We start from the raw sequence: 25442 nt of genomic DNA on the forward strand, positions 1-25442 counted from the left end.
TAGATAATCATTTATATTGCATTAACCATAGTTATTCTACTATTCATTCTTAACAGCCTTTCAATATATTATGCATTTATTAATAAATTGTACTACCTCTATATTTTTTTCAGAATATTATTTTTTTGTTATAATTAAATTATCAATAATAAAGGAGTGAGCAAAATGACAACTTTATTGAACAAGGCTAAAAACATATTAACGACTGACGAAACGATATTATTTTACACTGCATGTTCATTAGATATATTTATTTATCGTTCCGTTGCAAGACCAGGACTGTTAATTTTAACGAACAAACGGCTCTTCTTTTATGGACCAGATGTAAGTAAGAACCCAATATTTGAAGAGTACTCTTTTGCAAACATTTCTAATCTAAAAGAGCAAAAGCGGCTTTTCAGCAATCAAATTATATTTATGTACGATAATGAATGGAAAAAAATAAAGCATATTCAAACAAATGATGTAAACTCTCTCGTTCAACAAATACACGAGCAACTCTCTAAATAATGAAAGCCCTCTACTTTTATAAGTAGAGGGCTTTCATATTACACATCTTCTTTTTTCCAAAGAGGTCTTACATGAACAATCACTGTACGAATAACCGCTAAAATTGGAACTGATATTAGTAATCCTACAATCCCAGCTATCTCTCCTCCAACTAGTAATGCAAGCATAATAATAACAGGATGCATACGAAGTGACTTACCAACGATGTAAGGTGATAAAATGTTACTTTCCAAAAACTGCAAAATAGCAATCGTAATTCCCGCCTTAATGAGTAAACTCGTTGATACCGTTGCCGCAATCATCAATGTCGGAATCGCCCCTAAAATAGGACCGAAGTACGGGATTATATCCGTTACCCCAATAATAATGCCGAGTAATAGTGGATATTTCATACCGATAAACCAAAAGGAAAGAACAGATACTCCCCCTAATACTAAGCAAACAAATAACTGTCCTCGAATATAACTTCCGAGTGACTTATCAATTTCTTTCGCCAGCATTTGCCCTGTACTACGCCACTTACTTGGGACTAGTTTCCAAAAGATGTGATAAAATTCACCGTAATCTTTTAATATGTAAAATACAATGAACGGTATTAAGAAAATAATAAGCAACGAATCCAGTACGCCACGAGCCGTACTCATCACTTTATTTAAAAGTGATTGTATCTTCGTTTCTACACCAACAAAAATTTGTTTCACCTTTTCATGAATAAATGATGGGAAATTTGCTGTTTGTTCTGTGACGCCATCCATCCAAGAATCATACATTTTTGTAAACTGCGGAAATTGTTCATTAATCTCTTGTAACTGTTTAATAACAACTGGCGTTCCTTTATAAATCCCATAACCAATTCCGCCAAAGAAAAGGATGTAAATAAGCAAGATAGCAAGTGTACGTGGCATCCCCTCTTTATGAATTTTTTCAATTAAAGGATGCAATAAATACGCAATAAAGCATGCAATAAGAAACGGTGTAATTGCCACTTTAAATACAAAAATAATCGGTGCCCATAGCGGCTTAATTTTTAAAAAGACAAGTAAACAAAGAAATACAAGTAACAATAACCCTAAACGATATATCCAAATGATTTTAAGATTCTTCACACGAAAAACCTCCTCCACCTTTATTTTGAAAATAAACAGGGTAGGTTATGTGCAAAAGTTTTAAAATCTTTTCGTGCAGACCATACTGTTTTGTAAAGACATACATATACATAACATAACAAGGACAACCACCCCTGAGAATGCAGCATGAAACAATATAATCAGGAGGGCTAATAATGGTTTTATTTATGCTCGTATTATCAGCACTTTTTATGATTCTTGAATGGGTTTGTATCGGGTTTGGGATTTGGAAAGGTTTCTTTATTCGTTCCTCCCGAAAAGAAAGGGCGAAGCAGTTATTTCATTACGGAATGCTTGGCGTTGGATGTTACGGCCTATCGTATCTCTTCTCTGAAATTGGACTTTTATATTTACATACAAGTGCATAAAAAAACTCCCTTATTATGAAGGGAGTTTTTTGCGCTTATAAATAAGATTTAATCATCTTACGTGCTTTTTTCATATTGCGTTTTGAAAATACATCTTGCTTGCGAGCATATTGATATGCTGCCGCTCCAACACCTAATGCGATTAATGAATTGCGTAGATTCAAAGTAAATCCCCCTTTTCGTTATCCGATCGTTCTTTCGTTCTCATCAAATAAATCATCAAGAGAGCTTAATGAACCATCTTCCTCTACTTGATGCGTATGGATTTTCCCTTTTGAAACCGATAATTCGATATAACAATTCCAGCAATAAAATTGGTTGACACCTATTTTTCCAATGTCTTTCCCTTTGCAATTTGGACAAATGAACATATGGCTTTCATCTCCTTACAGTCTCCCAGATTCTATTCGCCATTATGTCCAAACCGCATTCATTTATACATTACTGGAGCCTTTCAACGATATACGTTTGAAAGTTTCACTATATAATTTCACCTTGTTACATGAAATCATACGGTGAAATGTTTTCCACGTCCATTTCTTCGCCATTAACTGTTACCATCTGTACTTCTCCTTGTGATTCTTGCAAACGATTCGCTAAAGTCGTTTGACGCATTGCATCATCAAGGCGATTTACACCAGATTGGAAAGCTGCTTCCTCCCCGCAAATAATGAGGAACTTTTTACTTCTTGTAATACCAGTGTAAATTAAATTACGACGTAACATACGATTGTAACTTTTCACTATCGGCATAATCACAATCGGAAACTCACTACCTTGCGATTTATGAATCGAACAGCAATAGGCATGTGTAATTTGATTTAAGTCTGGCTTTGTATACGTTACCTCAATTCCATCAAATGAAACGATAATCATATCTTGTTGTTCAACGTTCTCTTTCGCATAAAACACCGAAACAATTTCTCCGATATCACCATTAAACACTTGGCTCTCCGGTTGATTAACGAGTTGCAGTACTTTATCGCCTCTTCGGTATACAACATCACCGTAAGCAATTTCTTTACTCTTTTCCCTTTTCGGATTAAACACTTCTTGCAACGCTTCGTTTAGTACATTAATACCGGCAGGGCCACGATACATCGGGGCCAGTACTTGTACATCTCTTGCGCTAAACCCTTTTGTCTTAGCATTTTCACAAACCTTCTTAACAACCTCAACAATTTGAGCTCCTGTACAGCCGATAAATGAACGATCTTTTTGATTTTGCGCTAAATCTGGTGGAAGCGTTCCATTTTTTATCGCATGGGCGAGTTGAATAACAGATGAGCCTTCAGCTTGACGATAAATTTCAGTAAGCTTCACTGTTGGAACTGCACCTGCATTCAATAAATCTTTCAACACTTGTCCAGGTCCTACAGATGGTAATTGATCTTCATCACCTACAACGATAACTTGAATGTTAGTCGGCAATGATTTAAACAGCTGATTTGCAAGCCAAATATCAACCATTGAAAATTCATCAATAATAAGCAATTTCCCTTGTACCGGATCCGTTTCATTACGCTGGAAAGACCCTTCTGGGGTCCAGCCAAGTAAACGGTGAATTGTACAAGCTGGAAGCCCTGTTGATTCACTCATTCGCTTCGCTGCTCTTCCTGTTGGGGCCGTTAATAATATCGGAAATGGATTATCGTCACTGTATTCATTCGGATTTAACGATAGCCCGTGAAGTGACGCATACATTTCAACAATTCCTTTAATAACTGTTGTTTTCCCTGTTCCTGGTCCACCTGTCAATAACATCATCGGTTTATGAAGTGCCGTTTGAATCGCTTCTTGTTGAAACGGTGCATACTGTACATTCAGTTGTTCTTCAATTTGACCTAACGTCTTTAACACTTCTGCTTCAGGAAATGAGGGTGTTTCCTCCTGATTCATAAGCCTGCGAATAGACTTTACAACACCTTTTTCTGAGTAGAATAACGATGCTAAATACACTCGTTCTTCTTCTATGATAACTTTCCCTTCACTTTGCATCATTTCAACGCAAGCTACAATGTCTTCCTCGGTCACTCTTCCTTCTTGATTATTTAAAAGTGACATCGTTTCTCTTACAAGTTGATTTTTCCCCATATAAACATGACCAAGTTGCAATGAAACATTCTCTAACGTATAAAAACAACCCGCACGTACACGGTCATCATGATTACCCGATATACCTAACGCACGTCCTATATCATCCGCTCTTCCAAATCCAATCCCGTCCACTTCTTCAATAAGCTTATACGGATTATTACGAATCACTTCTAATGTCATCTCTTTATATTGCTGGTAAATCTTAATAGAAAGCTTCGTTCCAAAACCGTAACCATTTAAAAAACTCATTACTTTCTCTAGTCCTTGATGTTCAACAATTGTCTCATATATTTCTTGAGCTTTTTGCTTATTGACAACACCGTTTAACGCATCTGGATCATCCATAATTTTAGAGATGGCATGTTCCCCAAGATGATCCACAATTTTTTCAGCTGTACGCTTTCCTATCCCTTTAAATAAATCACTCGCTAAATATTGCACCATACCAGCTTTTGTTTGCGGCAATTCTTTCTTAAATGTTTCAACTAAATATTGTTTCCCATACTTCGGATGGTCTTTAAAATGCCCTGTCAATGTAAACACTTCATCTTCATGCATGCGGGGAAAATGACCGTTTATCATCACTTTTTTTTCGTCGTACGTTTCATTCGTCTCAATGACTTTCATACTGACAACGGAATAGAGGTTTTCTTCGTTGTGGAAAATGGTGTGAAGAACTTGCGCTTTTATAAACTTTTTATCTTCCTCAAACAAATCCATTGCATGTTGATTTCCCATCTTTCCTCTCCTTTCCGGTTCGTTTCACTTTAATGAGCAGTACATCCCCCACCTATTTAGATGAGGGATAACTACCCATTAAACTATATTTTCATCTTATTCAGCTTCTTGCTCCAATAAACGAACACCATTACCAGCTAAAAAGTGATCTGGCTGAATTTCAGTTGCTTTCTTAAATAAAGTAAGAGCCTTCTCGTTATTTTCTTCAAATACGTACGCAACACCTAAATTATAATACGCATCTGCATGCTCTTCATCCATTTCTAATACCTTTTCAAAATAAGGTTTCGCCTCTTGAATATGTTCTAAACGTGCAAAGCAAAGTCCGCACTGGAACACAGCCTCTACATCGTTTTCATCTAATTCTGTTGCTCTTTGTAAAAATGGAAGTGCAAGACGATCATTTCCAAGCTGCACATGTGTAATACCTAACATAAATGTTACATCAGCTGATTGTAATCCCGCTTGCATCGCTTGTTCAAATACAGCCTTTGCCTCTGCAAATTGCTCTTGACCGTAATATACATTTCCTAATCCATAATAAGCAGCCGCAGATTTATCATCTAATTCTAATGCACGTTTATAAAATAAAATTGCTCTTTCACTATCACCTAGTACATCTAATAAGTTCGCAAAATTAATGTATCCAAGCGCATCTTTCGGATTTTCTTCGATTGCTTCTGTGAAATTTTTAGCAGCTTCTTCCCAGTTTCCTTCTTGCATATATTGAATACCTGTTTCAAGTTTGTTTGACATGTCCTTCACCTCTACAACAAATTATAACAAAGAATGTATTTTCCAAGCGAACGAAAATTCGCTTTATGTAAAAGAAACCTCTAACCGCTAATCGGCAGAGGCTTCTCATTTTATCCTAAATAATCCAATTTCTTACCACTACGATATACTTCATCAATTGTAGCACCGCCTAAGCACTCATCTCCATCATAGAAAACAACTGCTTGTCCTGGTGTAATTGCACGAATTGGCTCATCACAAAGAATACGAACTGTATTTTCATCAACGATTTGAACCGTTACTTTATTGTCTTCTTGACGATAACGGAATTTCGCTGTGCACTTAAATTCTTTTTCTTTCGCTTCATTACTTACCCAGCCGATATTCGTAGCAATAACTTCATCACCATATAGAAGCTCGTTATGGAATCCTTGATCAACATATAAAATGTTTTCTTTCAAGTCTTTCCCAACAGCAAACCACGGATCACCGTTACCACCAATACCAAGGCCATGACGTTGTCCAATTGTATAGTACATTAAACCGTCATGCTTCCCTTTCACTTCACCAGATAATGTTTGCATCACACCTGGTTGCGCTGGTAAATAGTTGCTTAAAAAATCTTTAAAGTTACGCTCACCGATAAAGCAAATACCAGTACTATCTTTCTTCGCCGCTGTCGCTAAACCAGCTTCTGTCGCCATTTCACGAATTTGCGGTTTCTTTAATTCACCTAATGGGAACATTGTTTTTGATAATTGCTCTTGGCTTAATTGATTCAAGAAATACGTTTGGTCTTTATTATCATCAACGCCGCGAAGCATTTTATATTCGCCGTCCATATAAGCAACGCGTGCATAATGACCTGTCGCTACATAATCAGCACCAAGCGCAATCGCATGCTCTAAAAATGCTTTAAATTTAATTTCTTTGTTACACATTACATCTGGGTTTGGTGTACGACCAGCTCGGTACTCATCTAAGAAGTACGTAAATACTTTATCCCAGTATTGTTTTTCAAAGTTTACTGCATAATATGGAATGCCAATTTGGTTACACACTTCAATTACATCATTGTAATCTTCTGTTGCTGTGCAGACACCATTCTCATCTGTATCATCCCAGTTTTTCATAAAAATTCCGATTACATCATAACCTTGCTCTTTTAATAAAAGAGCTGCTACAGATGAATCGACGCCACCGGACATCCCGATGACAACGCGTGTTTCTTGAGGTAGTTTGTTCATCATGTCACCTCCCATGCTAATTTTGTGTTAATCGCTTCACGATTTTCACTGTTTCGTACGCCGCTTTCTCAATTTGCTCTTTCGTATTTCCAAGTCCGAAACTAAAGCGTACGGATGAACGTATTTGATCGGAGTCTTTTCCGAACATCGCTACTAATACATGTGATGGATCAATCGAACCAGCTGTACACGCCGAGCCACTTGACACTGCAATGCCAGCTATATCTAAGTTCACAAGGAACGGTTCAATGTTCATTCCTGTAAAACTGATATTAAGCACATGTGGTAAGCGATATTCTAAGTTTCCGTTTACCTCGAAAGTAATGTCTTCATTTTTGAAGACAGATACCATTATATCTTTAAACTCTTCATATTGGGCATTTTTTTGCTCACGAGTTTTTTCAGCTAACAAAATTGCATGTTGCAAACCAACGATACTCGGTACATTTTCAGTACCAGCACGGCGTTTTCTTTCTTGCTCCCCGCCTATTAATAACGGTTCAAATTTCACATTTGCACCAGCATATAGGAACCCTACACCTTTTGGTCCATTAATTTTATGAGCTGAAATCGATAATAAATCAATGCCGAACTCTTTCACATCTATTTCTACTAATCCGTAAGCTTGTACCGCATCTGTATGAAAATAAGCTTGATGCTCTTTTAGCAACTTCCCTATTTCCGCGATTGGTTGCATCGTCCCGACTTCATTATTCCCAAACATAACGGATACGAGAATCGTCTCTTCTGTTAATGCATTTTGTATGTCAGAAACTTGAACGCGTCCTGTTTCATCAACAGGTAAATATGTCACTTCAAACCCTTCGCGCTCTAACAATTCACACGTATGCAAAATTGCATGATGTTCAATTCGCGTCGTTATAATATGGTTACCTTTATGACGATTCGCACGTGCTACACCTATAAGCGCTAAATTATCAGCTTCTGTACCACCGCTCGTAAATATAATTTCATTCGGATTCGCATGAATGCTACGTGCTCCCGCGCGTCTCGCCTCATCTACTGCATGGCGCGTTTGACGTCCATAAAAGTGAATACTAGACGGGTTCCCGAATGTTTCTGTCATATATGGAATCATCTTTTCGACCACTTCTGGGTGAGTCGGAGATGTCGCAGCATGATCTAAGTAAATGCGTTCCATTAAATCTCCTTCTTTCCAAATCGTTTCACAAGGAATTAAATGTAAAACATATAGCCCCCGTGATTTTCTTCCTCATAACGTACTAAATCTTCTAACGTTGTACTATCTAACACTTCTTGCACCGCATCACGAACACGCATCCATAATTGGCGTTGTGCCGGTTCCTCTTCTTCTATCATTTCTACAACACTAATCGGACCCTCTAATACACGGATTACATCCCCAGCTGTAATGTTAGCTGGCTGATCAGACAATACATATCCGCCATATGCCCCGCGCGTACTCTTTACTAGACGAGCGTTACGAAGTGGTGAAATTAATTGCTCTAAGTAATGTTCCGATAAATCATGTGCCTGCGCAATTGATTTTAAGGAAATTGGACCTTCACCAAACTTTTTTGCAAGATCGATCATAATTGTTAAGCCGTAGCGGCCTTTCGTTGAAATCTTCATCTATTTTGCACCTCTTTTCAAATTTTCACTTCTATTGGTTATATCTTATTTATAAAAGAACACAATTTAAAATCCTATGAAATTATAGCATAATATAGTATTATAAGAAATTTCAACTTGTGTATCAAAATGATAACATAAAATCACATTGAAAAACTCGGAAATTATTACAATTGAAAGAAAAATGAAAATATTTATATTCATTTTTCCCACAAAACAGCATCCTATTTCAAATTCCACTAAAAAAAATGATACGATAGAAAGAGATTATACATTAAGGGAGACGGTAAAAATGAAACAGCCACTCGCACATCGAATGCGCCCTACAAATATTCAAGAAATTATCGGACAACAACATTTAGTTGGTGAAGGAAAAATTTTATGGCGAATGGTCCAAGCAAATCATTTTCAATCTATGATTTTATACGGCCCTCCAGGCACAGGAAAAACATCCATTGCGAGCGCAATTGCAGGAAGTACTGGAACCCCTTTTCGCCTATTAAACGCTGTTACTCATAATAAAAAAGATATGGAAGTTGTTGTACAAGAAGCAAAGATGCATCGACACCTCGTTTTAATTTTAGATGAAGTACACCGTCTAGATAAAGCAAAACAGGATTTTCTATTACCTCATTTAGAAAGCGGACTCCTTACCTTAATCGGTGCAACAACGAGTAATCCGTTCCATGCTATTAATTCTGCTATTCGAAGTCGTTGTCAAATCTTCGAATTACACGCATTAACAGAAGATGATCTTTTAATTGGCTTAAAACGAGCACTTGAAGATAAAGAAAAAGGTCTTGGGGAATATGATGTAACGGTTACGCCGGAAGCATTACATCACTTTGCAAATGCATCTGGTGGAGATATGCGTTCTGCTTATAATGCACTTGAACTAGCTGTTTTATCTAGCTTTACAACGGACGAAAAAGCTGCGGTAATTACGCTAGAAATTGCAGAAGAATGCTTGCAAAAAAAGAGCTTCGTTCACGACAAAGGTGGAGATGCTCATTATGACGTATTATCGGCATTTCAAAAATCGGTGCGCGGAAGTGATGTAAATGCAGCACTTCATTATTTAGCACGTCTTATTGAAGCTGGTGATTTACAAAGCATTGGTAGACGTCTTCTTATTATGGCATATGAAGATATCGGACTTGCTAGCCCACAAGCCGGACCGCGTACACTAGCAGCTATAGAATCAGCGGAACGAGTTGGATTCCCGGAGGCACGCATACCACTTGCAAATGCTGTTATCGAGCTTTGCTTATCACCAAAATCAAACTCAGCTTACAAAGCACTTGATACTGCATTACACGATTTACGTAACGGTCAAACAGGCGACATTCCAAGTCATTTAAAAGATAGTCATTACAAAGGCGCAGAATCACTTGGAAGAGGCATTGGATACTTGTATCCACACGACCATCCAAATGGATGGGTACAACAACAATACTTACCTGATAAAATAAAAAACAAACAATATTATAAACCGAAAACGACAGGGAAATTTGAGCAAGCACTTTCTACTGTATATGAAAGATTACAAAGTTCGAATAAAACGAAAAATAAAGGGTAACCTAAGCGAAAACGTCACCATTATGGAGGCTTCGCTTATGAAAACACGTCAAGATGCATGGACAAAAGAAGACGATCTCCTTTTAGCAGAAACTGTTTTACGACATATTCGCAGCGGTAGCACACAAATAAAAGCATTCGATGAAGTCGGCGATACATTGAACCGCACTTCCGCAGCTTGCGGATTTAGATGGAATGCTGAAGTAAGACCGAATTACGAAGATGCGGTGCAACTTGCAAAAAAACAACGTAAAGAATTAAAACGCTCTGAAGCTAAAATAGAAAAAGAGCATTTCACGCAAACGAAACAACTCGTAATTGATGCCGAGTTTTCAGAAGATATTATGCCAAACAAACAGAATCTTACAATGCAACATGTCATCTCGTTTTTGCAAAACTTAGAGCATACCAACCCTTCACTCGCAAAGTTACAAACTGAAAATGAAGTATTACAAGCTCAGCTCACGACTTTGAAAAAAACGAATCATGAACTGGAAGCAAAATTAGCGGTACTCTCAAAAAAACAACAAGCAATCGAAGAAGATTATGCAATGCTTGTTAGAATTATGGACCGTGCTCGAAAACTCGTTTCGGTTGAAGAACAAGAGGAACAGATCGCTCCAATTTTCAAAACAGATCAAAATGGAAATTTAGATATTATTTATTCTGCAGAAAATTAAAAAGGATGTCACCTAGTCGGGGTTTCTGACTGTGTGGCATCTTTTTTTCTTCGGTAAAAATAATATTTGTGAATATAATTATATAGATTTATAGAAAAAATTGACAACAATAGACCTCAAGTTCACACAAGGAAACACCAGGGAATAATTGGATATTACTTACTTAAATGTTACTATAAAGATATATGTTTGAAAGGAGATGGTTGCTATTTCATTAATAGTCTTCAAAATAACACTCGGTATTCTCGTTCTAATATTAGGCCTTTTTACCATTAAGAGTTTAAAAAAGACTTCCGCCTATAAGTCGGATAAATACGATTATTCTTTATTAGGATTACTTACATTCGAATTATTAGTATTGCAAATATATGCAATTCTTTAAAACATAATAGAAAAAGCATATACCCTTGACGGATATATGCTTTCTTTTTATTCTTGCCCTACACGCTTCACTTCAACGTTTTTAATACGTTCACGTACAACGTGACTTGCCATGATTAGGCCTGCCACAGATGGTACGAATGCATTTGATGAAGGTGGTAATTTCGCTTTACGAATTTTTGCATTTTCGTCTGGTACGATTTCTTTACGTACTTCTTCACGAATTACGATTGGGTTTTCGTCAGAGAAGACAACTTTTACACCTTTTTTAATACCATCTTTACGAAGCTTCGTACGAATTACTTTCGCAATTGGATCTGTATGTGTTTTAGAGATGTCCGCAATACGGAAACGAGTTGGGTCCATTTTATTTGCTGCACCCATGCATGAGATAATTTTAATTTTTCGACGTAAGCATTGTTTAATTAAATGAATTTTGAACGTAATCGTATCAGATGCATCTACTACGAAATCCAATCCATGTTTGAAGAACTCTTCATATGTTTCATCAGTATAAAACATTTCTAGTCCAATTACTTCACACTCTGGATTAATGTCTGCGATACGCTCTTTCATTAATTCTACTTTTGAACGTCCTACAGTAGATACTAACGCGTGAATTTGACGGTTTACGTTTGTAATATCTACAACGTCTTTATCGACTAATACGAGACGTCCTACGCCAGAACGTGCTAACGCCTCTGCCGAAAATGACCCTACGCCGCCAATTCCTAAAATACCGACTGTACTATTTTTTAATATTTCAAGTCCTTCTTTACCAAAGGCTAATTCATTACGTGAAAATTGATGTAACATTCAGCTCTACACTCCTATTACAAAAATGGTCTATCATGTATTCTAGCGTTTTTCCGACTATTTGTATAGAAAAAGTTATAGAATTCCTAAAAATACATATTTCGAGAATAAAAACATAGTGTAAACCGGACTTTTTAAACAACCCTTTCAATATACCCTTAAAAAGGAGGATTTAGAGAACCGAGCAGATCGAGGCACGTATGCTAGGAGGAGCGCAGTGTAGGAGTACTACTCGAGCACCGGACTAGCATACGTAACGATGAGATGCGACAGTTATCTAAACCGGACTTTTTAAACAACCTCTCAAAAAAAGTCTAGACGGCTATAGTATAACCATCTAGACTTTATTCTTACTTCTCTTCTTTTAAGCTTAATTTTAAGTTTAACTCTTCAAGCTGTGCTTCTGCTACTGGGCTTGGAGCTTCTGTTAATAAGCAGCTTGCGCTTGCTGTTTTCGGAAATGCAATTGTATCACGAAGGTTCGTACGGCCTGCAAGTAACATAACAAGACGGTCTAAACCTAATGCGATACCACCGTGTGGTGGAGTACCGTATTCGAATGCTTCTAATAAGAATCCGAATTGCTCTTGTGCTTCTTCTTGTGAGAATCCAAGTGCTTTGAACATTTTTTCTTGTACGTCACGCTCGTAAATACGAAGTGATCCACCGCCAAGCTCATAACCATTTAATACAAGGTCATATGCTTGTGCACGTGCTTTTTCTGGTGCCGTTTCTAATAACTCAACATCTTCACGGAATGGCATTGTGAATGGGTGGTGAGCTGCGAAGTAACGATCTGCATCTTCATCGTACTCAAGAAGTGGCCAATCCGTTACCCATAGGAAGTTAAATTTACTTTCGTCAATTAACTCAAGCTCTTTACCTAGACGTAAACGAAGTGCACCTAAGCTATCTGCAACAACGCTCTTCTTATCTGCTACGAATAGTAATAAGTCGCCAGCAGTAGCTTCTAATGTAGCCATTAACGCGTTTGCTTCTTCTTCACCGAAGAATTTCGCAATCGGTCCTTTTAAGCCGTCCTCTTCCACTTTAAGCCAAGCTAGACCTTTTGCACCGTATACTTTTACGAATTCAGTTAATGCATCGATATCTTTACGAGAGTATTTGCTCGCAGCACCTTTTGCATTAATTGCTTTTACTTGTCCGCCGCTTTCTACAGCACTTGTAAATACTTTAAAACCACAACCTACTGCAAATTCAGATAGGTCTGTTAGTTCCATTTCAAAGCGTGTATCTGGCTTATCAGAACCGTAACGAGCCATTGCATCAGCATATTTCATACGAGGGAATGGTGCACTCACTTCTACACCTTTTGCATCCTTCATAACTTTCGTCATCATGCGCTCCATCATATCTAAAATTTCATCTTGTGTTAAGAATGAAGCTTCGATATCGATTTGCGTGAATTCTGGTTGACGGTCTGCACGTAAATCTTCGTCACGGAAACAACGTGCTACTTGATAGTAACGCTCAAATCCGCCGACCATAAGAAGCTGTTTAAATAATTGTGGAGACTGTGGTAACGCATAGAATTCACCATCATGTACACGACTTGGTACTAAATAGTCACGAGCTCCTTCTGGTGTACTCTTCGTTAAAATTGGTGTTTCCACTTCTAAGAACTCTTCTGTGTCTAAGAAGTTACGAATTGTTTTCGTTACGTCGTGACGCATTTTGAATGTGTTAAACATTGCAGGACGACGTAAGTCTAAATAACGATATTTTAAACGCACATCTTCTGATGCATCTGTATCATCAGCAATAATGATTGGCGTTGTTTTTGCTGCATTTAATACGTTTACTTTCGTTGCTTGTACTTCAATACGACCCGTTGCCATATTGTCATTAATTGCGCCTTCACCACGCTCAACAACTGTACCTTCTACGTGCAATACGTATTCACTACGAATAGTTTCTGCTATTTCTAACGCTTCTTTTGATGTTTCTGGGTTAAATACAACTTGCACGATACCTGTACGGTCACGTAAGTCGATAAAGATTAATCCACCTAAATCACGGCGTTTTTGTACCCAACCTTTTAATTGAACTGTTTGTCCAACTGCTTCTACTGTTACTTTTCCACATGCATGTGTTCTTTCAGCCACTGTAAGTTCCCCCTATATTAATTTCTCTGCTACGTATGAAGCAAATACATCTAATGCTACTTCTTCTTGTTCCCCTGTTGCCATATCTTTTAAGTTAATGATGCCTTTATCTAGCTCATCTTCCCCTAATACAGCTACAAATTTCGCCTTTAGACGATCTGCTGATTTAAATTGTGCTTTCATTTTACGGTCTAAATAATCTTTTTCAACTGATAATCCAGCTTTACGAAGATCAAACGCAACTTTCGCAGCATGGTCTTTCGCTTTTTCACCAAGCGCTACAACGTAGCAATCAATACTATGTTCAATTGGTAATTCGATGTTTTCAGCTTTTAGCGCCATAATTAAACGTTCGATACTCATCGCAAAACCGATACCTGGCATTTCTGGTCCACCGATTTCTTGTACAAGCCCGTTATAACGTCCACCACCGCTTAATGTAGTGATAGCACCGAAACCTTCTGCCTCACTCATAATTTCAAAAACAGTGTGTTGGTAGTAGTCTAAACCACGTACTAAGTTCGGATCTTTTTCAAATGGAACATCCATCATCGTTAATAGTTCTTGAACTTTGTCGTAGTATACTGCTGAATCTTCGTTTAAGTATTCTGTAATAGATGGTGCTGTTCCCATTAATTCATGGTTACGGTCCTTCTTACAATCTAAAATACGAAGAGGATTCTTTTCTAAACGAGATTGGCAGTCAGAACAGAACTCACCGATACGTGGCTCGAAGTGTGCGATTAACGCATCACGGTGCGCTTGACGGCTCGCCGCATCACCTAAGCTGTTTAATACAACTTTAATATTTTTTAAGCCCATGCCGCGGTAAAACTCTACAGCAAGTGCAATTACTTCTGCATCAATCGCAGGATCGTTACTACCGATTGCTTCAATACCGAATTGTACGAATTGACGATAGCGACCTGCTTGTGGTCTTTCGTAACGGAACATTTGACCAATATAGTATAATTTCGTTGGTTGTGTTGCATCACCGAACATTTTGTTTTCAACGTAAGAACGTACAACAGGTGCAGTACCTTCTGGACGTAATGTTAAACTGCGCTCTCCACGATCTTGGAATGAGTACATTTCTTTTTGTACGATATCTGTCGTATCACCAACACCACGTAAAAATAGCTCAGTGTGTTCAAAAATTGGTGTACGAATTTCTTTATAGTTGTAACGACGGCAAATTTCGCGTGCTTGCCCTTCGATATACTGCCATAACTCAACGCTACCTGGAAGAATATCTTGCGTTCCGCGTGGGATTTGAATAGACATATTCAGTTCCTCCTCAAATTGTTTTAATCTTAATAAAAATAAAAAAACTCCCGCCTCTACTGTTTGAACAGTAGGGACGAGAGTATTATACCCGTGGTGCCACCCTAATTGAAGCACGTATGCTTCCACTTTTTTAATAACGCTTAAATGTGCGTTCATCCCTACTAAGCATATATGCCGTTCAAGTTGAAACCTCTAGAGTGTCATTCAATCAGTCATCATGCAAAAATGTTTTCAGCCTAAGACATTTCTTCTCTTTCCATGTGTGTCTCATTTACTCTTCTCTATCAACGGTTATATTCATATGTAAATATAAAATTACTATACGTTTGTTGAGTAGGATTGTCAAGTACTCTAAGAGCGTTCAATCTGCTTCTTTAGACGCTTTACATCTTGAAGAGAAATCCCAAACTCAGAAGCAAGTTCCATTGAAGTATTGTTTTGCTCTTTTGAAATAAAATCATGAAAATTTACGTTAAACAGTTGATTTGCACCATTTGTAACAGAATGCCCTTTTTCGTTCATACGCATACGTATATCCCTCACATTCAATATAGATGTTTTACTTTTTATTGTTCCATATTGATGAAAGAGTTATACATAACTGAAACAGCTATTAATTCCAAATAAAGTAAAACTTTAATGAATAAGGGTTTTGTCCATCGCCACTCATTATTAGCCCTCACTAATCAGGCTTCGACGGGCAGTGGATCTCCCACAAATAGCGAGATAAATGAACAAAACATACAACAATGTATAAAAAAGAAGGGATTATATAATCCCCTCTTTTTTAAGCAACACTATTTACTATCCACAATTAAGGTCACCGGACCATCATTGATTAAAGAAACATCCATCATTGCTCCGAACTTCCCTGTTTCTACATGCAATCCTTGCTTACGAACTTCCTCATTAAAGAAATCATATAAACGCTCTGCATAATCAGGTTTGGCAGCATCCATAAAGTTGGGACGTCTTCCCTTGCGACAATCTCCGTATAATGTGAATTGCGAAATTGATAGAACTTGTCCTTCTACATCAAGTACAGAATGGTTCATCTTTCCACTCTCATCTTCAAAAATACGTAAGTTCGCAATTTTTTCTGCAATGTAAGTTGCATCTTTTTCTGTATCTTCATGCGTAATGCCAACTAGTAATGTTAAACCGAACGGAATTTGTCCTACGATCTCACCGTCTACTGTGACAGACGCTTCTTTTGATCGTTGTAAAACAACTCTCATCTTTTCTACACTCCCTATTAATGCATCATGCGTCGTACTGCATAAATTTCTGGAACACGTTTAATGCGTTCTACTACTTTTTTCAAGTGCTGTAAGTTACGAATAGAGATTGACATATTAATTGTCGCCATCTTATTACGGTCACTTCTACCAGAAACTGCCGAAATATACGTTTTCGTCTCTGTAACAGCTTGTAATACTTCATTTAATAAGCCACGGCGATCGTAACCTGAAATTTCAATATCAACGTTATACTCAATTTCTTTTTCAGGACTACCTTCCCACTCTACTTCCAATAAACGTTCTATAGCTTCTTCTGTATGAACATTTACACAATCACGGCGGTGAATCGATACACCTCGGCCTTTCGTAATATACCCAACGATATCATCACCTGGTACTGGGTTACAGCATTTTGATAAACGAATTAATAAATTATCCGCACCACTTACTTTAACGCCAGAATCCCATTTTCGAATTTTCATCGGTTTACGAACTTCTTTAACTTCAACGATTTCTTCTTCTTCACGTTGCTTACGGAATTTGTCCGTTAGTCGCGTAACAATTTGCGACGCTGTAATCCCGCTATATCCAACTGCTGCAAACATATCTTCTTCATTTGCAAAATTGAACTTCTCGGCAACACGTTTTAAATTGTCAGGAGCTAACACTTCTTTCATCTCATACTCTAGGCTACGCACTTCTTTTTCAACAAGTTCACGGCCTTTTTCAATATTTTCATCTCTACGTTGCTTCTTAAAGAATTGACGTATTTTGTTTTTCGCATGAGATGTTTGAGCAAGTTTCACCCAGTCTTGACTTGGCCCATACGAATGTTTCGATGTTAAAATTTCAATGATGTCACCAGTTTTTAATTTATAATCAAGCGTCACCATTTTGCCGTTTACTTTTGCACCAATTGTTTTATTTCCAATCTCCGAATGGACACGATACGAAAAGTCAATCGGAACAGATCCAAGTGGCAATTCCATTACGTCGCCTTTCGGTGTAAAGACGAATACCATGTCAGAGAATAAATCAATTTTTAATGACTCCATAAACTCTTCTGCATTAGAAGCTTCATTTTGCCATTCTAATATTTGACGGAACCATGTAAGTTTCTTCTCTAATGTACCTGTTGTTTCTGCTGTTTTTCCTTCTTTATACGCCCAGTGCGCCGCGATCCCGAATTCTGCAATCTCATGCATTTCTTTCGTACGAATTTGCACTTCAAGCGGATCACCTTTCGGCCCAATTACAGTCGTATGAAGAGATTGATATAGATTTGCTTTCGGCATCGCAATATAATCTTTAAAACGACCTGGCATCGGCTTCCAGCACGTATGAATAATTCCAAGTACCGCATAACAATCTTTAATACTATTTACAACGACACGTACAGCTAATAAATCGTAAATTTCATTGAACTGTTTATTTTGCAGTGCCATTTTACGATAAATACTGTAAATATGCTTTGGTCTTCCAGAAATCTCAGGTTGAATTGCAACTTCTTTTAATTTCTCACGAATACCAGTCATTACTTCGTCTAAATATTCTTCACGCTCTGCACGTTTACGCTTCATTAAATTTACAATACGATAGTATTGCTGTGGATTTAAATAGCGAAGTGACGTATCCTCTAGCTCCCATTTAATAGTACTAATTCCGAGTCTATGTGCTAAAGGTGCAAAGATTTCTAACGTTTCATTTGCAATGCGACGCTGCTTCTCTTGAGGCAAATGTTTCAATGTACGCATGTTATGAAGACGATCAGCTAGTTTAATTAAAATAACTCGAATATCTTGAGCCATTGCAATAAACATTTTGCGATGGTTTTCTGCTTGTTGTTGCTCATGAGATTTATATTTAATCTTTCCGAGCTTTGTTACACCATCGACAAGCATAGCAATTTCTTTATTAAATTCCCGTTCAATATCTTCTAATGTAATTTCTGTATCTTCCACTACATCATGTAAGAAACCTGCTGATACTGTAGCTGGATCCATGTGTAAATCAACTAAAATACCTGCAACTTGAATTGGATGAATAATGTACGGTTCACCCGATTTTCTGTATTGTTCGCTATGCGCATCACGTGCATATTCATAGGCACGTGCCACTAGCTCAATATCTTCATCTGCTAAATATTGACTTGCTTTCTCGAGTACCTGTTCAGCTGTTAGTACCTGCTCATTTGCCATCGAATCACCTTTTATTGAAAATTGACTTTATCTTAATTAAGTAGAATAAATTATATTCTATCATTATAACCTAATGATTGTGAATTGTGAAAAGGAAAAGATTTTACTGACATTTTACCTTATTTTTTTGTGCAATTATACAAAAGTACCCGCTCCTCTCCAAGAGATTCACGGGTACTTTTTATCACCGTAGTTTTACCTATATAGTGATTAGTATTTTTCTAATACTAATACATCGTAACCATCTAACATTTTACGACCATCTAAGTAAGTAAGCTCTACTAAGAATGCAATTCCTGCTACAACTCCGCCAAGTTCTTCAACTAGCTTAATTGTCGCTTCAATTGTTCCACCTGTAGCTAATAGATCATCTGTAATTAATACGCGTTGACCTGGCTTAATTGCATCTTTATGGATTGTTAAAACATCTTTACCATATTCTTTACCGTAATCAACTGTAATTACTTCACGTGGTAATTTCCCTAATTTACGAACTGGTGCAAAACCTACTTCTAACGCATAAGAAACTGGGCAACCGATAATAAAGCCACGTGCTTCTGGCCCTACTACAACGTCAATGTCTCTTTTCTTTGCATACTCAACGATTGCATCTGTTGCTGCTTTGTATGCTTTACCATCGTTCATTAACGGTGTAATGTCTTTAAATACAATACCTTCTTTTGGATAATCCGGTACAATTGCGATATGTTGCTTGAAATCCATATTTCTGAATCCTCCTCAGATCTAAAAGGTTTGTAAATACAAATCCTTTACCCTAACTGTTCTACTTCTTTATGATTACGAATCGTTTCAAACCATGTATATAGTTGCTGATATGTGCTATAAACCAATTCTTTTTCTAATTGTAAGTGGTTCATTTTCTCACGATATGTGTTCGATTCAATTAAATCACGCTTTTGTTTTTTGTCTGCCATAAAAATGACGCCATCTTTTATTGTAACAAATTCTAACTCAAAAAACACCTGTGTCATGAAATTTACTGTATCTTTTGACCAACCTTTATGTCGACATAGTTGTTCTCCATATTGTCTTAAAGAAAATGGTGCTTTTTGGCTCAAGAACGAATAGTACCATTTAAAATGTTCCCTCGTTGGAACAGTACTAAATAAATGATTATTCTCTTGATAAAATAGCGTATAAATTCGCGACGGGAACCCCACTTTAAATAAATCTCGTAATTCATCTGTTCCTTTTGGCAAATCAAGTAACACGATGTATTGATCGTCTAAATGAGTTACTTCTGATGCATGCATTATATGCTCTTTAAAGTCTTCTAAAGAAAATTTATTCAATACCTCTTCAGAAAAATACACCATCGTTATTTTTTCTTTCGGAAGTTCTGATACATTCGCTTCTACGTTACGCATACTACGCCAATCAAATAATTGCCACGCCTCTACAGCAATATCTTGTACCATTAATTGCGGCTTCTTAAAATTATTCCATTCATTGATAGATGCTTCCCCTATTACAGATACCTTTGCAACTGGAGAAATTTCTTTCGCATACGCACCAAATCCAAATCCGATTGTATCCAGTATCGCTTGTCCATCGCGAAGAGCCATTTTCAAATGAGAGCCATCTGATCCGATTGCACGAATACTTTCTAACTCTGCATCCTTCACTGCAATACGCGGTTTTGGATTTCCAACACCAAATGGCGCTAACTTTTGCATGTCTTCAATTGCTGCCAGTGTTACATCCTCCACTTTACAAAAGACATCAACAGCTGTAATTGGAATAAAATCTTCTTCTGTTAAAATTACCTCTGCTTGTTCATTTAAGCGGCGGCGCAATTCATCTACATCATTCATATGTAGCGTCATTCCCGCTGCCATCGGATGCCCTCCGAAGTGTGGCAATAACTCTCTACAATCTGACAAGTTTGCAAACAAATCAAATCCTGCAATACTACGTGCTGAACCTTTTGCTGTTTCTTTTACAGGATCAATGCATAATACAATCGTTGGACGATAAAAACGTTCCACTAATTTAGATGCGACAATTCCAATTACACCTGGATTCCAGCCTTCTTTTGCCAGTACTAGTACTTTATTGTCTTCTGGGGGGAAATTATTTTCCACTTCAGCGATAGCTTCTTCTGTAATTTGCTTTACAATATCTTTTCGCAGTTTATTCAGCTCATCAATTTCTTCAGCTAGCTCTTTCGCTTCTTCTGGATCATCTGATAATAAAAGATGTACAGCCGGCGTAGCATCTTCTAAACGGCCAACTGCATTAATACGCGGTGCGAGTGAGAATCCAATGCTCTCTTCTGTAATTTCACTTTGCGAAACGTTAGCAACTTTAAATAGCGCCTTTAGTCCGATATTTTTCGTCATGCGCATATGTTTTAAACCGCGCTTCACTAGCAATCTATTCTCACCATGAAGTGACACTAAATCGGCTACTGTACCAATTACTGCAATTTCTAATAAATGTTCTGGTACACGACCTAGTAGTGCATGTGCAACTTTAAATGCAACACCTACACCAGCTAAATAGTGAAACGGATATACACCGCCATCTAATTTCGGATGAATAATCGCAAGTGCTTCTGGCAATTCTGGTGGTGGCTCATGGTGATCTGTAATAATAAGATCTATTCCAAGCTCCTTCGCTACCTTCGCTTCATGTACTGCTGCGATACCAGTATCGACAGTAATAATTAGTGAGAATCCTGCGCTATGCGCCCAACGAAATGCTTCTTCGTTTGGTCCATAACCTTCTGTGAAACGGTTTGGGATATAAAATTCTACATTTGCACCTAATTCTTGCAAAGCAAGATATAACACAGTCGTACTACTTACTCCGTCCGCATCGTAGTCACCAAATATTAATATTTGCTCTCCATTTTGAATCGCCTTATTGACACGTTCTACCGTTCTATCCATTCCTTCTAATAAAAATGGATCATGAAATTCTTGATTTTCTGTATTTAAAAAATCTAAAATCTTATCTTCTGTATCTAGTCCTCTACCGAGGAATAACGAAACGACAAGTGGTGATAATTTTAATTTACTTGCTAATTCACTCACTCGCTCGTCATTATATTCTTTTTCTTTCCAACGCGTCTTCGGTTGTAACACGAAATCACCCCTTAACCTGTTCATTATACAAGACAGATTAAGGGGTGACAATATAATGCAAACTACGCTGCAATATCTATATACTAAAATGTTAATAATGTTTAATTTGGAGAATACGGATTTATATGTACAAACACATTTTGTACGTTATCTTGTTCCATAAGCGTTTCTTTCACATGCTTTCCAATGCGGTGCCCTTCTTCTACAGTAATGTATGGATCTACAGAAACTTTAATATCGACAATAACGTAATGACCATGCTCCCTTGCATATAAAGAACCGATTTTTTTCACACCGTCTATTTGAAGTACTGCTTCTCTAAGCGGAACAACATCTTCCTCATGAAGAACATGATCAAGCGTTGCATGAATTGCTTCTGCCCCAATACTCCATGCCATTTTTGCAACAAGAAGTGAAACAAATAATCCTGCAATTGGATCGGCATATACAAGCCAATCTAACCCGAACTTACCACCAATAATCGCTGCACAAATACCGATTAAAGCTGCAATTGAAGAAAATACATCCGAACGATGTTCATATGCATTCGCAATAATTGCATCACTATTTACCCTCTTCCCTAATCGGAATTTATATTGAAACATTCCTTCTTTCACGATAATTGAAAGAACAACAGCAAAAATCGTAATTCCCTTCGGTGGTTCTAGTTCCTGCGAAAAAGCTTTTATAGACGAAATCGCTATCTCGATTCCCACAATAAATAATAATACTGCAACAATAATTGCTGAAATCGATTCCGCTTTACCATGACCGTACGGATGATCTTCATCGGGCGGTTGCTTCGCTGCTCGCAATCCAAACAATACAGCTAGCGAACCAATTACATCTGATGCAGAATGCACGGCATCCGCTAATAGCGCTTTACTGTTCCCAATATAACCAATTACCGCCTTTACAATCGCTAATATAATATTACCAACGATCCCAACAATAGCACCAAACTCGGCCTGTTTAAAACGTTCATCTTTTTCCATAATTAAAATCCCTTCTTTTCTTAACCTATCTTTTTATTGTAACAAAAACAGCGATAACAACACCAATTTTTTCCATATCCCTTCTATTAAAAAGTTGCTATCTTATTGTATCCACAAACGAAAAAAGAGATGCCTCATAAAGAGACATCATCTTTTTTATACTTGCGGTTCAGATTCTACTTTCTCAACCTTTTTCTTGTTTTTACCCTTTTTCAAACGACGGTTTTCAAGCATTAACCAAATTTGAGAAGCAACGAAAACAGAAGAGTACGTACCTACAACTAATCCAACAAGTAACGCAAACGAGAAGTTACGTAGTGACTCACTACCGAAGATAAGTAACGCAATTACTGGGAATAACACTGTTAATACGGTGTTAATTGAACGACCAAGCGTTTGGCGAATACTTGCATTTACGATTTCTTCTAAGTCTTTTATATCGCGAACTCGTTTTTTCTGTTTGTATAATTCACGGTTTCTATCAAATGTAACAATCGAGTCATTAATAGAATAACCGATGATTGTTAATACCGCAGCGATAAACGTTAAGTCTACCTCTAATTGGAAAATACTAAATATAACAATCATAACGAACGCATCATGTAATAATGCAAGCACTGCAGATAATGCGTACGTAAATCGGAATCGAATACTTACGTATAAAATGATAACCGCAGAAGCAATTAATACTGCGATAAATGCATTTCGTGCAATCTCTTTACCGATTGTCGGTGAAACTGTACTTACGTTTGGATCTGTACCGTATTTATCATGGAAGAATGTTTTTGTTTTCGCAATTTCATCTTTTGATAGAACACCTAAAGTACGAACGGCGAAACCTTTATTGTCATCTCCAGTAGGTACAATATTTTCTTCCTTCACATCAATGTTCAATTCTTTAAAATCTTTATGAACATCTGATACAGTAACTGATTGTTTTGATTGCAAGTCGATACGTGTACCACTCGCAAAATCAATACCAAGATTCAATTTGAAAATTGGTAAAATAATTGCACCTGCAATTACAACTACAATCGAGAAAACAAGGAATTTATGACCGATATTTACAAAGTTAATACGATCAAATCTTGTCGGTGGATGTACTACACCTTTTGTTAATGGAATAATATCCTTTTGTTTCACACCAAAGTATGCTGGTTTTTTATCGAAGTAACGGCTCTTTACAAGTAATCCTAGTAAGAAACGAGTACCGAATACGTTCGTAACGAAACCAACTAAAATACTTACGATTAAACTTGTTGCGAATCCTTTTACAGAGCTATTACCATAAACAAATAACACACCAGCTGCTGCAAGTGTCGTAATGTTCGCATCTAGAATTGTTGCTAATGAACGATGGTTACCCGCACGAAATGCTGACATCATTGACTTACCAATTTTTAGCTCTTCTTTCAGTCTCTCGTACGTAATAATATTCGCATCAACTGCGATACCTACCCCGAGCACTAACGCCGCAATACCTGGCAACGTAAGAACTGCATGCATCCAGTTAAAGACAAGTAATGTAACGAAAATGTATAAACCTAACATAATAACCGCTACAATTCCTGGTAAACGGTAGAATACAAGCATAAATAAGAAAATAAGAGCGATACCGATCGCACTAGCGAAAATTGTTTGTTCTAATGCTTGTTGTCCAAATTTCGCTCCAACAGATGTTGAATACATTTCTTTTAAATCAACAGGAAGTGCGCCTGCATTTAATAAAGATGAAAGTTGTTTCGCACTTTCAACTGTGAAGTTTCCACCTACGATAGATACTTCAGCTTGATTAAACACTTGGCTTACTGTTGCTGCTGATAAAAACTTCGGATTATTGTTTTTTGCCGATTCTGCTTTATACGAATCTTTTCCTTCTTCAAAATCAAGCCAAATTACCATTAAATTCGTTGGTGGTGGCATTTTTGAAATTTTTTCAGTTACTTCACGGAATTTATCAGCGCTTTTTAGTGTAAGACCTACGCTCGCACGGCCTTGCTCATCAAATGTTTGCTTCGCTCCGCCGCCTTTTAAATCCGTTCCGTCCATAAGAAGGTTGTCATCTACATCACGGAATGTTAATTTCGCTTGTGTTGATAACATTTCACGTGCTTTTTGCTGATCTTGTACACCAGCAAGCTGTACGCGAATTCGATCTTGCCCTTCGATTTGAATGTTCGGCTCACTTACACCGAGAACATTGACACGATTTTCAAGAGCGCCTACTGTACTTACAAGTACGTCTCGATCGATTTTATCACCTTTTTTGGCTGGTTTTACTTCATATAGAATTTCAAAACCACCGCGAAGGTCTAGTCCTAGACTAATTCCTTTTGCTATGTCTTTTCCTGCCGCACCAATTACTCCACCGATTAATAAAACGATGAGGAAAAAGGCGGCAATTCTCGTACCACGCTTTGCCATATGTACCCTCTTTCTGCTACTAACACTTTAAATAAATCTCTTACGATTTACTTTTACACGTGTGCATACGCCTAGTTAGTAGACTTCCTTTCTATAATTTTGCTAGTTCATCACTAGCTGTGTCGGTAAGTTTTTCACAATACCTACACTTTCATTATTTATTTTTTCTC

The 25442-nt window shown here is 37.3% G+C and carries 22 protein-coding genes and 1 other annotated feature; of the genes, 4 read left to right on the forward strand and 18 right to left on the reverse strand.

From position 1 onward, the window contains the following. The first annotated feature begins 165 nt into the window (after positions 1-165). Positions 166-510, forward strand: coding sequence for a PH domain-containing protein (locus tag ACU8YW_RS21900; RefSeq protein WP_000209469.1), 345 nt, complete (start codon positions 166-168; stop codon positions 508-510). 38 nt (positions 511-548) lie between these two features. Here ACU8YW_RS21900 and ACU8YW_RS21905 read toward each other — a convergent pair whose 3' ends face one another. Next, on the reverse strand, positions 549-1616 hold the full coding sequence (locus tag ACU8YW_RS21905) for an AI-2E family transporter (protein ID WP_048541428.1): 1068 nt from the start codon (positions 1614-1616) through the stop codon (positions 549-551). A 176-nt stretch (positions 1617-1792) separates the two neighbouring features. Here ACU8YW_RS21905 and ACU8YW_RS21910 point away from each other — a divergent pair, with 176 nt between their 5' ends. After that, positions 1793-2005: a hypothetical protein gene (locus ACU8YW_RS21910; RefSeq protein WP_000242555.1), complete on the forward strand. Its 213-nt coding sequence runs from the start codon at positions 1793-1795 to the stop codon at positions 2003-2005. Between the two features lie 35 nt (positions 2006-2040). Here the strand turns inward: ACU8YW_RS21910 and ACU8YW_RS21915 are convergent, their stop codons facing one another. From ACU8YW_RS21915 to cymR, 7 genes are all read right to left on the reverse strand, one after another. After that, positions 2041-2169, reverse strand: a complete 129-nt coding sequence (locus ACU8YW_RS21915; RefSeq protein ID WP_001053553.1) for a YrzQ family protein — start codon at positions 2167-2169, stop codon at positions 2041-2043. Between the two features lie 18 nt (positions 2170-2187). Continuing rightward, complete coding sequence (locus ACU8YW_RS21920; RefSeq protein ID WP_000469281.1) at positions 2188-2376, reverse strand: YrzR-like zinc ribbon domain; 189 nt, start codon at positions 2374-2376, stop codon at positions 2188-2190. A 127-nt stretch (positions 2377-2503) separates the two neighbouring features. After that, on the reverse strand, positions 2504-4840 hold the full coding sequence (recD2, locus tag ACU8YW_RS21925) for an SF1B family DNA helicase RecD2 (RefSeq protein WP_046958828.1): 2337 nt from the start codon (positions 4838-4840) through the stop codon (positions 2504-2506). Between the two features lie 96 nt (positions 4841-4936). Further along, positions 4937-5596, reverse strand: a complete 660-nt coding sequence (locus ACU8YW_RS21930; RefSeq protein ID WP_000066396.1) for a tetratricopeptide repeat protein — start codon at positions 5594-5596, stop codon at positions 4937-4939. A gap of 110 nt (positions 5597-5706) precedes the next feature. Beyond that, complete coding sequence (mnmA, locus tag ACU8YW_RS21935; protein WP_088093515.1) at positions 5707-6822, reverse strand: tRNA 2-thiouridine(34) synthase MnmA; 1116 nt, start codon at positions 6820-6822, stop codon at positions 5707-5709. Positions 6823-6838: 16 nt separating this feature from the next. Continuing rightward, entirely contained in the window at positions 6839-7984 is a 1146-nt protein-coding gene (locus tag ACU8YW_RS21940; protein ID WP_000439914.1) for a cysteine desulfurase family protein, read from the reverse strand. Between the two features lie 35 nt (positions 7985-8019). After that, complete coding sequence (gene cymR / locus ACU8YW_RS21945; protein WP_000704116.1) at positions 8020-8436, reverse strand: cysteine metabolism transcriptional regulator CymR; 417 nt, start codon at positions 8434-8436, stop codon at positions 8020-8022. 292 nt (positions 8437-8728) lie between these two features. On the opposite strand from cymR, the gene ACU8YW_RS21950 reads away from it, so the two are divergent. Then, complete coding sequence (locus ACU8YW_RS21950; RefSeq protein WP_000812941.1) at positions 8729-10015, forward strand: replication-associated recombination protein A; 1287 nt, start codon at positions 8729-8731, stop codon at positions 10013-10015. Positions 10016-10052: 37 nt separating this feature from the next. After that, on the forward strand, positions 10053-10694 hold the full coding sequence (locus ACU8YW_RS21955) for an RsfA family transcriptional regulator (RefSeq protein WP_088064459.1): 642 nt from the start codon (positions 10053-10055) through the stop codon (positions 10692-10694). A gap of 429 nt (positions 10695-11123) precedes the next feature. On the opposite strand, the gene ACU8YW_RS21960 is transcribed toward ACU8YW_RS21955, so the two are convergent. From ACU8YW_RS21960 to secDF, 10 genes are all read right to left on the reverse strand, one after another. Beyond that, on the reverse strand, positions 11124-11891 hold the full coding sequence (locus tag ACU8YW_RS21960) for a tRNA threonylcarbamoyladenosine dehydratase (RefSeq protein WP_000903181.1): 768 nt from the start codon (positions 11889-11891) through the stop codon (positions 11124-11126). A gap of 350 nt (positions 11892-12241) precedes the next feature. Then, a complete protein-coding gene (gene aspS, locus ACU8YW_RS21965) occupies positions 12242-14017 on the reverse strand; it encodes an aspartate--tRNA ligase (RefSeq protein ID WP_046958824.1) in 1776 nt (591 codons plus the stop codon). 12 nt (positions 14018-14029) lie between these two features. Continuing rightward, the gene (gene hisS / locus ACU8YW_RS21970) at positions 14030-15301 is read right to left on the reverse strand and encodes a histidine--tRNA ligase (RefSeq protein ID WP_000027073.1); all 1272 of its coding nucleotides are present in this window, start codon (positions 15299-15301) and stop codon (positions 14030-14032) included. Positions 15302-15370: 69 nt separating this feature from the next. Then, positions 15371-15601: a binding site (T-box leader), on the reverse strand. 54 nt (positions 15602-15655) lie between these two features. Continuing rightward, a complete protein-coding gene (locus ACU8YW_RS21975) occupies positions 15656-15832 on the reverse strand; it encodes a hypothetical protein (protein ID WP_001242605.1) in 177 nt (58 codons plus the stop codon). Between the two features lie 269 nt (positions 15833-16101). Further along, positions 16102-16542: a D-tyrosyl-tRNA(Tyr) deacylase gene (locus tag ACU8YW_RS21980; protein WP_001266955.1), complete on the reverse strand. Its 441-nt coding sequence runs from the start codon at positions 16540-16542 to the stop codon at positions 16102-16104. 17 nt (positions 16543-16559) lie between these two features. Further along, on the reverse strand, positions 16560-18743 hold the full coding sequence (gene relA / locus ACU8YW_RS21985; protein ID WP_001262796.1) for a GTP diphosphokinase: 2184 nt from the start codon (positions 18741-18743) through the stop codon (positions 16560-16562). Positions 18744-18953: 210 nt separating this feature from the next. Continuing rightward, positions 18954-19466, reverse strand: a complete 513-nt coding sequence (locus ACU8YW_RS21990) for an adenine phosphoribosyltransferase (protein WP_000346221.1) — start codon at positions 19464-19466, stop codon at positions 18954-18956. A 47-nt stretch (positions 19467-19513) separates the two neighbouring features. Then, positions 19514-21853: a single-stranded-DNA-specific exonuclease RecJ gene (gene recJ, locus ACU8YW_RS21995; RefSeq protein WP_426933895.1), complete on the reverse strand. Its 2340-nt coding sequence runs from the start codon at positions 21851-21853 to the stop codon at positions 19514-19516. A 101-nt stretch (positions 21854-21954) separates the two neighbouring features. Continuing rightward, positions 21955-22848: a cation diffusion facilitator family transporter gene (locus ACU8YW_RS22000; RefSeq protein ID WP_000409733.1), complete on the reverse strand. Its 894-nt coding sequence runs from the start codon at positions 22846-22848 to the stop codon at positions 21955-21957. A gap of 156 nt (positions 22849-23004) precedes the next feature. Then, positions 23005-25272, reverse strand: coding sequence for a protein translocase subunit SecDF (gene secDF, locus ACU8YW_RS22005; RefSeq protein ID WP_426933896.1), 2268 nt, complete (start codon positions 25270-25272; stop codon positions 23005-23007). Between the last annotated feature and the right edge of the window lie 170 nt (positions 25273-25442).

This window comes from Bacillus pretiosus (assembly GCF_052947655.1).

What these genes read in the sequence shown, in the direction of transcription:
- secDF (WP_426933896.1), bottom strand. Translation starts at nt 25,272, where the DNA reads ATGGCAAAGCGTGGTACGAGAATTGCCGCCTTTTTCCTCATCGTTTTA.
- ACU8YW_RS21990 (WP_000346221.1), bottom strand. Translation starts at nt 19,466, where the DNA reads ATGGATTTCAAGCAACATATCGCAATTGTACCGGATTATCCAAAAGAA.
- ACU8YW_RS21900 (WP_000209469.1), top strand. Translation starts at nt 166, where the DNA reads ATGACAACTTTATTGAACAAGGCTAAAAACATATTAACGACTGACGAA.
- ACU8YW_RS21940 (WP_000439914.1), bottom strand. Translation starts at nt 7,984, where the DNA reads ATGGAACGCATTTACTTAGATCATGCTGCGACATCTCCGACTCACCCA.
- hisS (WP_000027073.1), bottom strand. Translation starts at nt 15,301, where the DNA reads ATGTCTATTCAAATCCCACGCGGAACGCAAGATATTCTTCCAGGTAGC.
- ACU8YW_RS21950 (WP_000812941.1), top strand. Translation starts at nt 8,729, where the DNA reads ATGAAACAGCCACTCGCACATCGAATGCGCCCTACAAATATTCAAGAA.
- ACU8YW_RS21960 (WP_000903181.1), bottom strand. Translation starts at nt 11,891, where the DNA reads ATGTTACATCAATTTTCACGTAATGAATTAGCCTTTGGTAAAGAAGGA.
- ACU8YW_RS21975 (WP_001242605.1), bottom strand. Translation starts at nt 15,832, where the DNA reads ATGCGTATGAACGAAAAAGGGCATTCTGTTACAAATGGTGCAAATCAA.
- ACU8YW_RS22000 (WP_000409733.1), bottom strand. Translation starts at nt 22,848, where the DNA reads ATGGAAAAAGATGAACGTTTTAAACAGGCCGAGTTTGGTGCTATTGTT.
- recD2 (WP_046958828.1), bottom strand. Translation starts at nt 4,840, where the DNA reads ATGGGAAATCAACATGCAATGGATTTGTTTGAGGAAGATAAAAAGTTT.
- ACU8YW_RS21920 (WP_000469281.1), bottom strand. Translation starts at nt 2,376, where the DNA reads ATGTTCATTTGTCCAAATTGCAAAGGGAAAGACATTGGAAAAATAGGT.
- ACU8YW_RS21910 (WP_000242555.1), top strand. Translation starts at nt 1,793, where the DNA reads ATGGTTTTATTTATGCTCGTATTATCAGCACTTTTTATGATTCTTGAA.
- ACU8YW_RS21955 (WP_088064459.1), top strand. Translation starts at nt 10,053, where the DNA reads ATGAAAACACGTCAAGATGCATGGACAAAAGAAGACGATCTCCTTTTA.
- ACU8YW_RS21980 (WP_001266955.1), bottom strand. Translation starts at nt 16,542, where the DNA reads ATGAGAGTTGTTTTACAACGATCAAAAGAAGCGTCTGTCACAGTAGAC.
- ACU8YW_RS21930 (WP_000066396.1), bottom strand. Translation starts at nt 5,596, where the DNA reads ATGTCAAACAAACTTGAAACAGGTATTCAATATATGCAAGAAGGAAAC.
- cymR (WP_000704116.1), bottom strand. Translation starts at nt 8,436, where the DNA reads ATGAAGATTTCAACGAAAGGCCGCTACGGCTTAACAATTATGATCGAT.
- relA (WP_001262796.1), bottom strand. Translation starts at nt 18,743, where the DNA reads ATGGCAAATGAGCAGGTACTAACAGCTGAACAGGTACTCGAGAAAGCA.
- mnmA (WP_088093515.1), bottom strand. Translation starts at nt 6,822, where the DNA reads ATGAACAAACTACCTCAAGAAACACGCGTTGTCATCGGGATGTCCGGT.